The 14,848-nt window shown below is 65.8% G+C and carries 11 protein-coding genes, 2 rRNA genes and 1 riboswitch; of the genes, 12 read left to right on the top strand and 1 reads right to left on the bottom strand.

Annotated features, from left to right (window positions below):
• The first annotated feature begins 291 nt into the window (after nucleotides 1-291).
• The 12 genes from F9278_RS06380 (at nucleotide 292) to F9278_RS06325 (ending at nucleotide 13,937) form a co-directional block, all read left to right on the top strand.
• A 23S ribosomal RNA gene (locus tag F9278_RS06380) occupies nucleotides 292-3,413 on the top strand.
• Between the two features lie 88 nt (nucleotides 3,414-3,501).
• Nucleotides 3,502-3,618, top strand: a 5S ribosomal RNA gene (rrf, locus tag F9278_RS06375).
• Nucleotides 3,619-3,727: 109 nt separating this feature from the next.
• Complete coding sequence (locus F9278_RS06370) at nucleotides 3,728-4,336, top strand: CDP-alcohol phosphatidyltransferase family protein (protein ID WP_033528917.1); 609 nt, start codon at nucleotides 3,728-3,730, stop codon at nucleotides 4,334-4,336.
• A gap of 115 nt (nucleotides 4,337-4,451) precedes the next feature.
• Entirely contained in the window at nucleotides 4,452-6,947 is a 2,496-nt protein-coding gene (locus F9278_RS06365; protein WP_152167392.1) for a mannose-1-phosphate guanyltransferase, read from the top strand.
• 107 nt (nucleotides 6,948-7,054) lie between these two features.
• Nucleotides 7,055-7,951 (top strand): DUF881 domain-containing protein, encoded by an 897-nt coding sequence (locus tag F9278_RS06360; RefSeq protein ID WP_152167391.1) that lies wholly within the window; start codon nucleotides 7,055-7,057, stop codon nucleotides 7,949-7,951.
• Nucleotides 7,948-8,280 (top strand): small basic family protein, encoded by a 333-nt coding sequence (locus F9278_RS06355; protein WP_009343209.1) that lies wholly within the window; start codon nucleotides 7,948-7,950, stop codon nucleotides 8,278-8,280. Before F9278_RS06360 ends, F9278_RS06355 begins: the two co-directional genes overlap by 4 nt.
• A 5-nt stretch (nucleotides 8,281-8,285) precedes the next feature.
• Complete coding sequence (locus tag F9278_RS06350; protein WP_152167390.1) at nucleotides 8,286-9,161, top strand: DUF881 domain-containing protein; 876 nt, start codon at nucleotides 8,286-8,288, stop codon at nucleotides 9,159-9,161.
• Between the two features lie 61 nt (nucleotides 9,162-9,222).
• A complete protein-coding gene (locus F9278_RS06345; RefSeq protein ID WP_152167389.1) occupies nucleotides 9,223-10,194 on the top strand; it encodes an FHA domain-containing protein in 972 nt (323 codons plus the stop codon).
• A gap of 42 nt (nucleotides 10,195-10,236) precedes the next feature.
• A complete protein-coding gene (gene ftsR / locus F9278_RS06340) occupies nucleotides 10,237-10,998 on the top strand; it encodes a transcriptional regulator FtsR (protein WP_152167388.1) in 762 nt (253 codons plus the stop codon).
• A gap of 84 nt (nucleotides 10,999-11,082) precedes the next feature.
• Nucleotides 11,083-11,556, top strand: coding sequence for a bifunctional nuclease family protein (locus F9278_RS06335; RefSeq protein ID WP_005475662.1), 474 nt, complete (start codon nucleotides 11,083-11,085; stop codon nucleotides 11,554-11,556).
• Between the two features lie 414 nt (nucleotides 11,557-11,970).
• Nucleotides 11,971-12,498 carry a MerR family transcriptional regulator gene (locus tag F9278_RS06330; RefSeq protein WP_152173726.1) on the top strand — a complete coding sequence of 176 codons (528 nt, stop codon included), beginning with the start codon at nucleotides 11,971-11,973 and terminating at the stop codon, nucleotides 12,496-12,498.
• 83 nt (nucleotides 12,499-12,581) lie between these two features.
• Nucleotides 12,582-13,937, top strand: a complete 1,356-nt coding sequence (locus F9278_RS06325; RefSeq protein ID WP_152167387.1) for a DNA polymerase IV — start codon at nucleotides 12,582-12,584, stop codon at nucleotides 13,935-13,937.
• Between the two features lie 150 nt (nucleotides 13,938-14,087).
• On the opposite strand, the gene F9278_RS06320 is transcribed toward F9278_RS06325, so the two are convergent.
• Complete coding sequence (locus tag F9278_RS06320; RefSeq protein WP_152167386.1) at nucleotides 14,088-14,456, bottom strand: PRC-barrel domain-containing protein; 369 nt, start codon at nucleotides 14,454-14,456, stop codon at nucleotides 14,088-14,090.
• Between the two features lie 124 nt (nucleotides 14,457-14,580).
• Nucleotides 14,581-14,677, top strand: a riboswitch (glycine riboswitch).
• Nucleotides 14,678-14,848: the final 171 nt, after the last annotated feature.

Here is a 14,848-nt window from a genome sequence, read left to right as displayed (position 1 = left end):
CTCACCGATCCCTCCGGGGTGAGGTCAGAGGCCAGTTCATCAGCGAACGTCTGATGCTGGTTGCTCATGGGTGGAACGTTGATTATTCGGCATCGTCAGTCATCTCAGGCTGTGAGTACTGTCCTTCGGGGCGTGGAAAGCTGACCGGAGTGGCGAAGATGCCGGGCACGCTGTTGGGTGTCTGAGGGAATGAATCCCCTCGACGCCGACCCCAGTGAACTCGTCTGTGAAGGCGGGGTGGTGGGTGGTTGGTCGTTGTTTGAGAACTGCACAGTGGACGCGAGCATCTGTGGCCAAGTTTTTAAGGGCGCACGGTGGATGCCTTGGCACCAGGAACCGATGAAGGACGTGGGAGGCCACGATAGGCCCCGGGGAGTCGTCAACCAGGCTTTGATCCGGGGGTGTCCGAATGGGGAAACCCGGCAGTCGTCATGGGCTGTCACCCTTGCCTGAACACATAGGGCAAGTGGAGGGAACGCGGGGAAGTGAAACATCTCAGTACCCGCAGGAAGAGAAAACAACCGTGATTCCGGGAGTAGTGGCGAGCGAAACCGGATGAGGCCAAACCGTATGCGTGTGAGACCCGGCAGGGGTTGCGTATACGGGGTTGTGGGATCTCTCTTTCACAGTCTGCCGGCTGTGAGGCGAGTCAGAAACCGTTGATGTAGGCGAAGGACATGCGAAAGGTCCGGCGTAGAGGGTAAGACCCCCGTAGCTGAAACATCAGCGGCTCGTTTGAGAGACACCCAAGTAGCACGGGGCCCGAGAAATCCCGTGTGAATCTGGCGGGACCACCCGCTAAGCCTAAATATTCCCTGGTGACCGATAGCGGATAGTACCGTGAGGGAATGGTGAAAAGTACCGCGGGAGCGGAGTGAAATAGTACCTGAAACCGTGTGCCTACAAGCCGTGGGAGCGTCGCACAAGGACTTGTCCTTGTGTCGTGACTGCGTGCCTTTTGAAGAATGAGCCTGCGAGTTTGCGGTGTGTTGCGAGGTTAACCCGGGTGGGGTAGCCGTAGCGAAAGCGAGTCCTAACAGGGCGTTTGAGTAGCACGCTCAAGACCCGAAGCGGAGTGATCTAGCCATGGGCAGGTTGAAGCGGAGGTAAGACTTCGTGGAGGACCGAACCCACCAGGGTTGAAAACCTGGGGGATGACCTGTGGTTAGGGGTGAAAGGCCAATCAAACTCCGTGATAGCTGGTTCTCCCCGAAATGCATTTAGGTGCAGCGTCGTGTGTTTCTTGCCGGAGGTAGAGCACTGGATAGGCGATGGGCCCTACCGGGTTACTGACCTTAGCCAAACTCCGAATGCCGGTAAGTGAGAGCGCGGCAGTGAGACTGTGGGGGATAAGCTCCATGGTCGAGAGGGAAACAGCCCAGAGCATCGACTAAGGCCCCTAAGCGTACGCTAAGTGGGAAAGGATGTGGAGTCGCAGAGACAACCAGGAGGTTGGCTTAGAAGCAGCCACCCTTGAAAGAGTGCGTAATAGCTCACTGGTCTAGTGATTCCGCGCCGACAATGTAGCGGGGCTCAAGCGTACCGCCGAAGTCGTGTCATTCCAGCAGATACCCCCAACGGGGGCTGGGATGGGTAGGGGAGCGTCGTGTGCCGGGTGAAGCAGCCGCGGAAGCGAGTTGTGGACGGTTCACGAGTGAGAATGCAGGCATGAGTAGCGATACAAACGTGAGAAACGTTTGCGCCGATTGACCAAGGGTTCCTGGGTCAAGCTGATCTGCCCAGGGTAAGTCGGGACCTAAGGCGAGGCCGACAGGCGTAGTCGATGGATAACCGGTTGATATTCCGGTACCCGCTGTGAAGCGTCAAACACTGAACCAGGCGATGCTAAGTCCGTGAAGCCGCCCCGGAGCCTTCGGGCAAAGGGGAGTGGTGGAGCCGACGGACCAGACTTGCAGTAGGTGAGTGATGGGGTGACGCAGGAAGGTAGTCCATCCCGGGCGGTGGTTGTCCCGGGGTAAGGGTGTAGGCCGTGCGACAGGTAAATCCGTCGTACATGGAGGCTGAGACCTGATGCCGAGCCGATTGTGGTGAAGTGGATGATCCTATGCTGTCGAGAAAAGCCTCTAGCGAGTTTTATGGCGGCCCGTACCCTAAACCGACTCAGGTGGTCTGGTAGAGAATACCGAGGCGTTCGGGTGAACTATGGTTAAGGAACTCGGCAAAATGCCCCCGTAACTTCGGGAGAAGGGGGGCCATCACCGGTGATAGCACTTGCTGCTTGAGCTGGGGGTGGCCGCAGAGACCAGCGAGAAGCGACTGTTTACTAAAAACACAGGTCCGTGCGAAGCCGTAAGGCGATGTATACGGACTGACGCCTGCCCGGTGCTGGAACGTTAAGGGGACCGGTTAGTCAGGATTCGTCTTGGCGAAGCTGAGAACTTAAGCGCCAGTAAACGGCGGTGGTAACTATAACCATCCTAAGGTAGCGAAATTCCTTGTCGGGTAAGTTCCGACCTGCACGAATGGCGTAACGACTTCTCGACTGTCTCAACCATAGGCCCGGTGAAATTGCACTACGAGTAAAGATGCTCGTTTCGCGCAGCAGGACGGAAAGACCCCGGGACCTTTACTACAGTTTGATATTGGTGTTCGGTTCGGCTTGTGTAGGATAGCTGGGAGACTGTGAAGCTCGGACGCCAGTTCGGGTGGAGTCGTCGTTGAAATACCAGTCTGGTCGTGCTGGATGTCTAACCCGGGTCCGTGATCCGGATCGGGGACAGTGTCTGATGGGTAGTTTAACTGGGGCGGTTGCCTCCCAAAGGGTAACGGAGGCGCCCAAAGGTTCCCTCAGCCTGGTTGGCAATCAGGTGGTGAGTGTAAGTGCACAAGGGAGCTTGACTGTGAGACCGACGGGTCGAGCAGGGACGAAAGTCGGGACTAGTGATCCGGCGGTGGCTTGTGGAAGCGCCGTCGCTCAACGGATAAAAGGTACCCCGGGGATAACAGGCTGATCTTCCCCAAGAGTCCATATCGACGGGATGGTTTGGCACCTCGATGTCGGCTCGTCGCATCCTGGGGCTGGAGTCGGTCCCAAGGGTTGGGCTGTTCGCCCATTAAAGCGGTACGCGAGCTGGGTTTAGAACGTCGTGAGACAGTTCGGTCCCTATCCGCTGCGCGCGCAGGAATATTGAGAAGGGCTGTCCCTAGTACGAGAGGACCGGGACGGACGAACCTCTGGTGTGCCAGTTGTTCTGCCAAGGGCATGGCTGGTTGGCTACGTTCGGGAGGGATAACCGCTGAAAGCATCTAAGCGGGAAGCCTGCTTCGAGATGAGTATTCCCACCCACTTGATGGGGTAAGGCTCCCAGTAGACGACTGGGTTGATAGGCCAGATATGGAAGCCTGGTAACGGGTGGAGTTGACTGGTACTAATAGGCCGAGGGCTTGTCCTCAGTTGCTCGCGTCCACTGTGTTGGTTCTGAAACCACGAACAACCCCGCCCAGGGCCACTGGGTGGTGCGGTTGAGTGTTTCATAGTGTTTCGGTGGTCATAGCGTGAGGGAAACGCCCGGTTACATTCCGAACCCGGAAGCTAAGCCTTACAGCGCCGATGGTACTGCAGGGGGGACCCTGTGGGAGAGTAGGACGCCGCCGAACTCCCTTTATAGCTCCGGCTCTTGGGCAAACCGCCCAGGAGCCGGAGCTTTTTTGCGTTGAGGTAGGGTCAGGGTGCATCGTTGGCTCATTTCCCACAGGAGGCCCCCGGGTGGAGGTACAGGAGACCCGGGTCCAGACGGACCGGGTCCTCACCATCCCGAACATTCTCAGCATGGCGCGGCTCGTTGGCGTGCCCGTCTTCCTGTGGTTGGTTCTCTGGCCCGAGTTCGGCGGCCCCAAGGTCGACGGCTGGGCGTTCCTGGTGATCGCTCTCAGCGGCGTCAGTGACTATCTGGACGGCATGCTGGCCCGGCGCTGGAACCAGATCAGCAGTCTTGGCCGGCTCCTCGATCCCGCGGCTGACAGGTTGTACATTCTGTCGACTCTCGTGGGACTCACCTGGCGCGAGATCCTGCCATTGTGGTTGACCGCTGTACTGCTCTTGCGGGAGCTGGTTCTGCTGGTGATGGTGGGCATCCTCAGGCGGCACGGCTATCCGCCGCCGCAGGTGAACTTCCTGGGGAAGGCGGCTACCTTCAACTTGATGTACGCTTTCCCGTTGCTGCTGCTCAGTGACGGAAGTGGATGGATCTCGTCACTCGCTGCTATTTTCGGATGGGCGTTCGCCGGATGGGGTACAACGCTGTACTGGTGGGCAGGAATCCTCTACGTGGTGCAGGTCCGCCGACTCGTCAGTGCGGACGCCATGGCCGATTGAGCCCGCCCGATAGGGCGGCTGTAGTGGCTCGATGGCCCGCTTCGGAAATGTGCGGGACAATCTGGACGGGTGAAGTCGGCTAGACCGTCGTCTCTTCAAGGAGGACGCTTCCGACATGAAGGCCGTCGTGATGGCCGGAGGTGAAGGCACACGCCTTCGCCCCATGACCTCGAGCATGCCCAAGCCGCTCCTGCCCGTGGCGAACCGCCCGATCATGGAGCACGTGCTGAGGCTGCTCAAAAGGCATGGGCTCAACGAGACCGTCGTTACTGTCCAGTTCCTGGCGTCACTCGTCAAGAACTACTTCGGTGATGGCGAGGAGCTCGGTATGGAGCTCACTTATGCCAATGAGGAGAAGCCACTCGGTACCGCCGGGAGCGTCAAGAACGCCGAAGAGGCGCTGAAGGACGATGCGTTCCTTGTCATCTCCGGCGATGCCCTCACGGACTTCGACCTCACCGAACTCATCAGTTTCCACAAGGAAAAGGGTGCACTGGTCACCGTCTGTCTGACACGGGTACCGAATCCTCTGGAATTCGGTATCACGATCGTGGACGAGGAAGGCAAGGTCGAGCGGTTCCTGGAGAAGCCGACCTGGGGTCAGGTCTTCTCGGACACCGTGAACACGGGCATCTATGTGATGGAGCCCGAAGTCTTCGACTACGTCGAGGCCGATGTCCCCGTCGACTGGTCCGGAGATGTCTTCCCGCAGCTGATGAAGGAGGGCAAGCCGGTCTACGGCTATATCGCCGAGGGCTACTGGGAGGACGTCGGCACACACGAGAGCTATGTGAAGGCTCAGGCCGACGTGCTGGAGGGCAAGGTCGACGTCGAACTCGACGGATTCGAGCTCTCGCCCGGCGTGTGGATCGCGGAAGGCGCCGAGGTGCACCCCGACGCCGTACTGCGCGGGCCGCTGTACATCGGGGACTACGCCAAGGTCGAGGCCGGCGTGGAAATCCGTGAGCACACCGTCGTGGGTTCGAACGTCGTCGTGAAGAGCGGGGCCTTCCTGCACAAGGCCGTCGTTCACGACAACGTCTACATCGGGCAGCACAGCAATCTGCGCGGATGCGTGGTCGGAAAGAACACCGACATCATGCGAGCCGCACGGATCGAGGACGGCGCGGTCATCGGTGACGAGTGCCTCGTCGGCGAAGAATCGATCATCCAGGGAAACGTACGCGTCTATCCCTTCAAGACGATCGAGGCCGGTGCCTTCGTCAACACCTCGGTGATCTGGGAATCCCGGGGGCAGGCGCATCTCTTCGGTGCCCGCGGAGTCTCCGGCATCCTGAATGTGGAGATCACCCCCGAGCTGGCCGTGAGACTCGCGGGCGCGTACGCGACGACCCTCAAGAAGGGCTCCACGGTCACCACCGCCCGCGACCACTCCCGAGGCGCCCGTGCGCTGAAGCGGGCGGTCATCTCGGCGCTGCAGGCCAGCGCCATCGACGTACGGGACCTGGAGAACGTACCGCTGCCGGTGGCGCGGCAGCAGACCGCGCGGGGCAGTGCCGGCGGGATCATGATCCGGACGACGCCGGGGGTTCCGGACTCGGTCGACATCATGTTCTTCGACGGACAGGGGTCCGACCTCTCGCAGGCCAGCCAGCGGAAGCTGGACCGGGTGTTCGCACGGCAGGAGTACCGGCGCGCGTTCCCCGGTGAGATCGGGGACCTGCACTTCCCTGCCAGTGTGTTCGACTCGTACACCGGGTCGTTGCTGCGGAACGTCGACACGACGGGGATCGCCGAGTCGGGGCTCAAGGTCGTCGTGGACGCGTCCAACGGCAGTGCCGGGCTCGTGCTGCCGAGCCTGCTCGGGAAGCTGGGCGTCGACTCGTTGACGATCAACCCCGGACTCGACGAGTCCCGGCCGACGGAGACCGGCGACATGCGGCGGTCGGGGCTGGTGCGGCTGGGCGAGATCGTGGCGTCCTCGCGGGCCGCGTTCGGCGTGCGGTTCGATCCGGTCGGCGAACGGCTGTCCCTCGTCGACGAGAAGGGACGGATCGTCGAGGACGACCGGGCCCTGCTGGTCATGCTCGACCTGGTGGCCGCCGAGCGGCGGAGTGGGCGGGTGGCGCTCCCTGTGACGACGACCAGGATCGGTGAGCAGGTCGCGGCCTACCACGGCACCCAGGTCGAGTGGACGACCACCTCGCCGGACGACCTCACACGGGTCGGCGGGGACGAGACGACGATCTTCGGCGGTGACGGGCGCGGTGGGTTCATCGTGCCCGAGTTCAGCAGTGTCTTCGACGGGGCGGCGGCCTTCGTACGCCTCATCGGACTGGTGGCGAGGACGCAGCTCACGCTCAGCCAGATCGACGCGCGGATTCCGCGGGCGCACGTCCTCAAGCGCGACCTCGCCACCCCGTGGGCCGTCAAGGGCCTGGTCATGCGCCGGGTCGTGGAGGAGGCCGGGAACCGGTTCGTGGACACGACCGACGGGGTGCGGGTCGTGGAGACCGACGGCCGGTGGGTGATGGTGCTGCCCGACCCGGCCGAGGCGGTCACACATCTGTGGGCCGAAGGACCCGACGACGCCTCCGCGCAGGCCCTGCTCGACGAGTGGTCGGCGGTCGTGGACAGCGCCGGCCGCTGAACCGTCTCGCACGCGCGCGTGCCGGACAAGTGCCCCCAACGGGGCCTGTCCGGCACGCGGGTGGGGCCATTCGGAGGTAGGGGCCGCGACGTGCGACGATGTGAGGCATGCCGCAGCAGCCCCCCGTTCGGAGCACACCCGCGCGCCCGTCGCGTCCGGACGCCTCCATGTCGCTGCTCACCAACGTCATGGATCACAGCCTCGACGACGGATACGCCGAGGCCGCCGCCCGCCGGAAGGCCGCGGGCACCGAGGGCCTGCCGAAGACGGTACGGGCCAAGCTGGGGCTCGCGGTCGGTCTGGTGCTCGCCGCCCTGGTGGTGACCGTGGGTGCGGCGCAGGCGCGGATAAGCGCTCCGGTGGTGGCCAAGGAGCGCGAGGAGCTCATCGACCGCATCCAGCAGGAGACCGCCGCCGCGGACAAGCTGGAGGACTCCGTGGACGGACTCCGCGACGATGTGAGCGCACGCCAGCGCAGGGCGCTCAAGGAGGACGGCGGCAGCGACGGGAACGACCTGGTGGGCATCTTGTCGGGCGCCGTCGAAGTGCACGGCCCCGGGGTCCGGCTCGTCGTCAACGACTCCAAGAGCGCCGCGCAGGGCGGTGACGGCGACCCCCGGGAGACGTCCGGGTTCTCGGACACCGGTCGGGTGCGCGACCGGGACATGCAGCGGGTCGTCAACGGACTGTGGGCGTCGGGCGCCGAGGCCATCTCGATCAACGGGCAGCGGCTCACCGCGCTGTCGGCGATCCGGGCCGCCGGCGACGCGATACTGGTCGACAACAAGCCACTGGCACCGCCCTACACGATCCTCGCCGTGGGGGACGGGCAACGACTGAGCACCAGGTTCCAGAACAGCCCCGACGGGCTGTATCTGCACGCCCTCCAGGAGAACTTCGGCATCCGGACGAGCATCTCCGCCGAGGACGACATCAAGGTGCCGGCGGCGCCGAGCGTGATCGTACGAACAGCAGAACCCAGCACAGAGAAGGGCACATCGTGATCGCCGTACTGGGCCTCGTCCTCGGAGTCGTGGCCGGACTGTTGGTCCGGCCCGAGGTACCGGCGGTGGTCGAGCCGTATCTCCCCATCGCCGTGGTCGCGGCGCTCGACGCCGTCTTCGGCGGTCTGCGCGCGATGCTGGACGGCATCTTCGACGACAAGGTCTTCGTGGTGTCCTTCCTGTCGAACGTGGTCGTGGCCGCCCTGATCGTCTTCCTCGGCGACAAGTTGGGCGTCGGCGCCCAGCTGTCCACGGGCGTCGTGGTCGTCCTCGGTATCCGTATCTTCTCCAACGCCGCGGCGATCCGCCGGCACGTGTTCCGGGCGTGAGGCCGATGAACGAACGGGACGAGACACCGAGGCCGAAGCCGACTCAGGGTGGGGGAGAGGACGACTCCCCGACGACCCGGCTGCGCCGGGAACTGCCCCAGGAGGTGCCTTCCACGGCCGCCGAGGAGCCCGGTGAGGCCCCTCGGGACGAGCAGGACAAGGTGACCGGGCGGCAGCGGCTGGCTCAGGGACTGTGGCCACCGCGCTTCACCCGCGCCCAACTCATCGTCGCCCTCCTGCTGTTCGGCCTCGGATTCGGACTGGCCATCCAGGTGGCCTCCACCAACGACGACAGCGCGCTGCGCGGAGCCCGTCAGGAGGACCTCGTACGCATCCTCGATGAACTGGATGACCGTACACAGCGTCTGGAGGAGGAGAAGCAAGGTCTCGAGGATCAGCGCACCGAGTTGGAGAACAGCTCGGACCAGGCCGAGGAGGCACGCAAGCAGACGGTCGAGAAGGAGCGGCAACTCGGCATTCTGGCGGGCACGGTGGCGGCGCAGGGACCCGGCATCACACTGACGATCGACGACACGAAGGGGACGGTCGAGGCGGACATGCTGCTCGACGCGATCCAGGAGCTGCGCGCGGCCGGCGCGGAGGCGATCCAGGTGAACGGTGTACGGGTCGTGGCCAGTACCTATCTGACCGATTCCGGTGAGGGAATCAGTGTCGACGGGAACAAGATCACCCAGCCGTTTCGTTTCAAGGTCATCGGCAACCCGCAGGACCTCGAACCCGCACTGAACATCCCCGGAGGCGTGGTGCAGACACTGGAGAAGGAGCAGGCCACCGTGACCGTGCAGCGGGCGGACAAGATCGTCGTGGACGCTTTGCGAGCGGCGAAGCAGCCTGACTACGCTCGGTCGTCCTCCCAGTGAACCGCAGGTGCATAGGGCCCGTCCGGCGAGGGCATGAGGTTGCGGGGGGTCGGCGCACCGAATGGGTGGTGCGTGGTGGAAACTGTCTGGTGGATACGGACGTTGTGAGGTTGTCCGGCTCGGCCGGTGTGTTCAGTCAGGGTTCGTCCTGCCCCACGGGCGGGTCTGTTTCGGTCAAGGGGAATCGCCCGTGAAGTTGTTTGCGAAGTTGTTCGGCAAGAGCGCGCGAGAGGGCAGCGGCAACGCGACCTCCCGCCATCGCGCGCAGCCTTCGGAAGCGGAGGGCCAGGGCGGTGAGCGCCCCATGTTCCGGGACCAGGTCGCTGGTCCGGGAGGTGACATTTCCGGAGGTCAGGGCGCGCCGTCTGTTGACCCTGCCCAGTCGGGCCGCATAGGTTTCGGGGAACCGTCAGCCTCAGGTACGGGTGGAGGGTTTACTTCAGACCCGTATGCGTCCCATGCCCCGGCGGGGCAGCCGCGGCAGGAGGATCCGTCGATGTCGGCCCTGGTGTGTACGAGGTGCGGTAACCGCAACGCGGAGAACAGCCGCTTCTGCTCGAACTGCGGTGCTCCGCTGCGGGCCGGGGCCACCGCCGAGCGTCCCTCCGAGACGACCTCGACGATCTCCATCTCCGGCCTCGAGGCCTATGACTCCGAGGTCACCGGACAGACCCAGCTGCCGGCGCTCTCCCCGGAGGCCCAGGCCGCCGTCGACGCGCTGCCGCTCGGCTCGGCGCTGCTGGTCGTGCGCCGCGGTCCGAACGCGGGCAGCCGTTTCCTGCTGGACAGTGATCTGACCACGGCGGGCCGTCACCCGCAGAGCGACATCTTCCTGGACGACGTGACGGTGTCGCGTCGCCATGTGGAGTTCCGCCGGGGCCAGGACGGCTCGTTCACGGTCGCCGACGTCGGCAGCCTGAACGGCACGTACGTCAACCGTGAGCGGATCGACCAGGTCGCCCTGCACAACGGCGACGAGGTGCAGATCGGCAAGTACCGGCTGGTCTTCTACGCGAGCCAGCGGGGCTACTGACCCTCCCCCGGACCATGTCCGGGGGGACCCCAGGGAAGGTCCATGCTTCGAACAACGAGCGGTGGTGCCGACCACGGCACCACCGCCGCGGACAGTGGCCTGATGAGCATCGGCACGGTGCTGAACGCACTGCGTGAGGAGTTCCCCGAGGTAACGATCTCCAAGATCCGTTTTCTGGAGTCGGAAGGGCTCATCGAGCCGCAGCGGACCCCCTCGGGGTATCGCAAGTTCAGCGCCGGGGACGTCGAGCGGCTCGGACACGTCCTCAGGATGCAGCGGGACCACTATCTGCCGCTGAAGGTCATCCGCGAGTATCTGGAGGCCCTGGAGCGCGGTGAGGACGTACGGTTGCCGTCCGTGGGGCGTCAGCGGGACGCCGGTGACGGGGAGAGTCTGAGCGAGCTGTTCGGCTTCGGGGAGCCCGAGGAGGCGACGGCCGCCCGGATCGGGCGCGGTGAGCTGGTCGCCGGTGCCGGGATCGACGAGGAGCAGCTGGCCGAGTGGGAGTCGTACGGGCTGGTGGCCCCGCTGCCGGACGGGTCGTTCGACGCCGAGTCCCTCACTGTCGCCACGCTTGTGGTGGAACTGGGGCGGTTCGGTATCGAGCCCCGGCATCTGCGGGTGATGCGGGCCGCCGCGGACCGTGAGGCGGGGCTCGTCGACCAGGTCGTGGCGCCTCTGCGGCTGCACCGGAATCCGCAGACCAGGGCGCATGCGGAGGACAGGACGAGGGAACTGGCGGGGCTCACGGTGAAGCTGCACGCCGCGCTCGTGCAGAGCGCGCTGGGTGTACGGCTCCGCTGAGGTGCGGTGTTCGCCCGTGGCGGATCGGTGGGCCGATCCGAGCCCGACTACCCAAACATCCCGAGCACGGCCTAGGGTTGCTGTGTGAACGAGCTCGATGTCGTAGGTGTCCGGGTCGAAATGCCCTCCAACCAACCGATCGTGCTCCTGCGCGAAGTGGGAGGCGACCGTTACCTCCCCATCTGGATCGGGCCGGGGGAGGCGACGGCGATCGCTTTCGCCCAGCAGGGCATGGCCCCCGCGCGACCGCTGACCCACGACCTGTTCAAGGACGTGCTGGAGGCCGTCGGCCAGGAGCTCACGGAAGTGCGCATCACCGACCTGCGTGAGGGCGTCTTCTACGCGGAGCTGGTGTTCGCCAGTGGGGTTGAGGTGAGTGCCCGGCCCTCCGACGCCATAGCGCTGGCGCTGCGCACCGGGACGCCGATCTTCGGCAGTGACGGGGTGCTCGACGACGCGGGCATCGCAATCCCGGACGAGCAGGAGGACGAGGTGGAGAAGTTCCGCGAGTTCCTCGACCAGATCTCGCCCGAGGACTTCGGAACGAACAGTCAGTGAGGCCGGGCGGGCGGTCGTACGGGGCCGAGGGCCCTTGACACCGTCCGACGGCGGCCGTGACAGGTGGGTGGGCTGCTCGGTTCGGTCGGGATGCCCGTCCGGGGCCCGGCACATGCCGCGCGCCAGTGCGCTGTCAGGCAGTTGCGCTGCAGCGCATTCGGCTAGCCTTTCCCCACGGGAGGGCACGGGAAACCACTCTCAGGGTGATTATCACTCGGCGTGGCGAGTGCGGTGGTCGTTGACGCACCCCTGGTGGCTGCCTACCGTCGATGAGGCAGGTCAAGGACGGAGGTCGGCGTGAGAAGCAGCGGCGACGGTACGGCTGGGGGTGCCCCCGGACGCAGGCTGGGGGACGGCGGCCCGTACCCGCTTCACAGCAGCGCGGCCGGTCACGTCCCGCAGCGGCCCACGGCCGTGCAGGACAGCGCGGAAGCGGCGCCCGAGCCGCACGAGAACGTCGGCTACCGCGGCCCCACCGCGTGCGCGGCCGCCGGCATCACCTATCGGCAGCTCGACTACTGGGCCCGGACCGGCCTGGTGGAGCCGAGTGTGCGGTCCGCCCAGGGCTCGGGGACGCAGCGGCTCTACAGCTTCCGGGACGTCGTCGTCCTGAAGATCGTGAAACGGTTCCTCGACACGGGAGTGTCGCTGCAGAACATCCGCACCGCCGTCCAGCACCTGCGCGAGCGGGGCTTCAGCGATCTGGAGCGGATGACGCTGATGAGCGACGGGGCGACGGTCTACGAGTGCACCTCGCCCGACGAGGTCCACGCCCTGCTCCAGGGCGGCCAGGGGGTCTTCGGGATCGCCGTAGGGGTGGTCTGGCGTGATGTGGAAAGCGCTCTCTCCCAGCTGCACGGGGAGCGGGTCGACACGGGGGAGACGCTCGTGGGTCACAACCCGTCGGACGAGCTGGCGCGGCGGCGGAACCGGGCGGTCTGAGGGGCGTCCCCGCCCCCCGGCCGAGCGGTACGGGACTCCGGCGGTACGGGGCATTGTCAGTGGCGTAGGGCAGCATCGGAGATGTGAGAACCGCGCCCACGATCCTGCATCTCGACATGGATGCCTTCTACGCCTCGGCGGAGCAGGCGTCCAAGCCGAGTCTGCGGGGGAAAGCCGTTGTCGTGGGCGGGCTCGGGCCGCGTGGGGTGGTTGCGACCGCCTCGTACGAGGCGCGGGCCTTCGGGGTGCACTCGGCGATGCCGATGGCCCAGGCGCGTCGGCTCGCGCCGAACGCCGCGTATCTCACGCCGCGCTTCACGTTCTACCGGGCGATCAGCGATCAGGTCATGGGGCTGTTGCGTGATCTGTCGCCGCTGGTGGAGCCGCTGAGCCTGGACGAGGCGTTCGTGGACCTGGAGGCCGGGGACGCGGCCTGGGACGAGGCGTCGGCGCGGCTGGTGGGGGTGCGGTTGCGGGCGGACATCCGGGCGGTGACCGCGCTGACCGGATCCGTGGGGCTGGCCGCCTCCAAGATGCTCGCGAAGATCGCCTCCGAGCAGGCCAAGCCGGACGGGCTGGCGCTGATCGATCCGGGCACCGAGCGGGAGCTGCTGGGGCCGATGTCCGTACGGATCCTGCCGGGGGTGGGGCCGGCGACCGGGGACCATCTGCGGCGGGCCGGGATCACCACGGTCGAGGAGATCGTGGAGGCGGGCGAGGACGAGGTCGTACGGCTGCTCGGGAAGGCCCATGGGCACGGGCTGTACGCGATGGCGCTGGCGCGGGACGACCGGGCGGTGGTGGCCGAGCGGGACACGAAGTCGGTGTCGGTGGAGGACACCTACGACGTGGACATCCATGACCGGGTGCGGGTGCGGATGGAGGTGCGGCGGCTCGCGGACCGGTGTGTGCGGAGGTTGCGGGGGGCCGGGCTGTCCGGGCGGACGATCGTGTTGAAGGTGCGGCGGTACGACTTCTCCACGCTGACCCGGTCCGAGACGTTGCGGGGGCCGACGGACGACCCGGCGGTGGTGCGGGAGGCCGCGGGGCGGCTGCTGGAGGCCGTGGACACGACGGGTGGGGTGCGGCTGCTCGGGGTCGGGGTCAGCGGGCTCGCCGACTACACGCAGGAGGATCTGTTCGCGCAGGCGGCCGGGGAGCCGGAGCTTGTGGAGGAGGAGACGGTGGACGCCGAGGTGCCCGTGGTGGAGGCGGGCGCGGGTGCGGTCGCCGAGCGGCAGTGGAGGGCCGGGCACGACGTGCGGCATGCCGAGTACGGGCACGGGTGGGTGCAGGGTAGCGGGCTGGGGAGGGTGACCGTGCGGTTCGAGAGACCGGACGATGTGGGGCCTGGGCGGGTGCGGACCTTCAGGACCGATGATCCGGGGCTGGAGCCGGCGGAGCCGTTGCCGTTGGTGTCGGGTGCGGTGAGGGGCTGAGGTCGCACGGCACCGCCGGGGAACGACGCTGTGGCTCGGCGCCGTCGCGGCGGGATGAAGAGGGGCATGGCTTGAGGAGGGCGGGGGGCAAGAGGATGAGGTGGGGCGGGAGCAGGACGGGGGTGGCCGGTGGGGAGGCGGGGGCCGGGTTCAGGGGTCGTCCTGGCCTGTCACGTTGCCGAAGTTGTGGTCCGCGGGTGGCGGTGGGGCTATGTCCAGGCCGTAGTGGTGGTAGAGCTGGAGTTCCTGTTCGGGGGAGAGATGGCGGCCCACGCCGAAGTCGGGGGCGTCCTTGATGAGGGCGCGGTCGAAGGGGACGTGGAGGGTGCCTTCGGCGAGGTGGCTGGGCTCCAGGGGGACGAAGGCGTCCCGGCCGAAGAAGCCCATGCGTATCGCGGCCCACTCGGGGACACCGGTCGCGTCGTCGAGATAGACCTCGTCGACGGTGCCGATCTTGCTGCCCTTGCGGTCGAACGCCTTGCGGCCGATCAGATTGCGCGGATCGATGTCGGTCTGCACGGGCCCTCCAGGTGGTCGCAAAGGGGTGGCGCGTCGTCTCTCACCACTACGAAAAGCCACATCGGGGGCGGCGGCCACTCGAAGACCCGTGCGTTGACCGCGCTGATACGCTGGCAGCGGCTGTCGACCCCGTGCGGGAGAGTCCTCCGGACACCATCCGGAGGCGCCGAAGGAGCAACTCCTCCCCGGAATCTCTCAGGCTCACGTACCGCACGGACGAGGTCACTCTGGAAAGCAGAGCGGGTGTCATGGCATCCGCTCTCACCGACGGTGAAAGCCGGTTCGTACCTGGACCGGTGAAGCTCTCAGGTTGAGATGACAGAGGGGGAGGCCGTCGGGGCACCCGTGCCGTGGTGCCCCTCGAAGGTCGTGTCAGACCAGGAGGCCTCCGT

It is taken from the genome of Streptomyces phaeolivaceus (assembly GCF_009184865.1).
In the GTDB taxonomy this organism is placed as follows: domain Bacteria; phylum Actinomycetota; class Actinomycetes; order Streptomycetales; family Streptomycetaceae; genus Streptomyces; species Streptomyces phaeolivaceus.
This window is presented reverse-complemented; position numbering and strand designations above follow the sequence as displayed.

Excerpts from the sequence above, each read along its gene's own strand:
- F9278_RS06360 (WP_152167391.1), top strand. The coding sequence starts at position 7,055 with ATGCCGCAGCAGCCCCCCGTTCGGAGCACACCCGCGCGCCCGTCGCGT.
- ftsR (WP_152167388.1), top strand. The coding sequence starts at position 10,237 with ATGCTTCGAACAACGAGCGGTGGTGCCGACCACGGCACCACCGCCGCG.
- F9278_RS06350 (WP_152167390.1), top strand. The coding sequence starts at position 8,286 with ATGAACGAACGGGACGAGACACCGAGGCCGAAGCCGACTCAGGGTGGG.
- F9278_RS06365 (WP_152167392.1), top strand. The coding sequence starts at position 4,452 with ATGAAGGCCGTCGTGATGGCCGGAGGTGAAGGCACACGCCTTCGCCCC.
- F9278_RS06345 (WP_152167389.1), top strand. The coding sequence starts at position 9,223 with ATGGGTGGTGCGTGGTGGAAACTGTCTGGTGGATACGGACGTTGTGAG.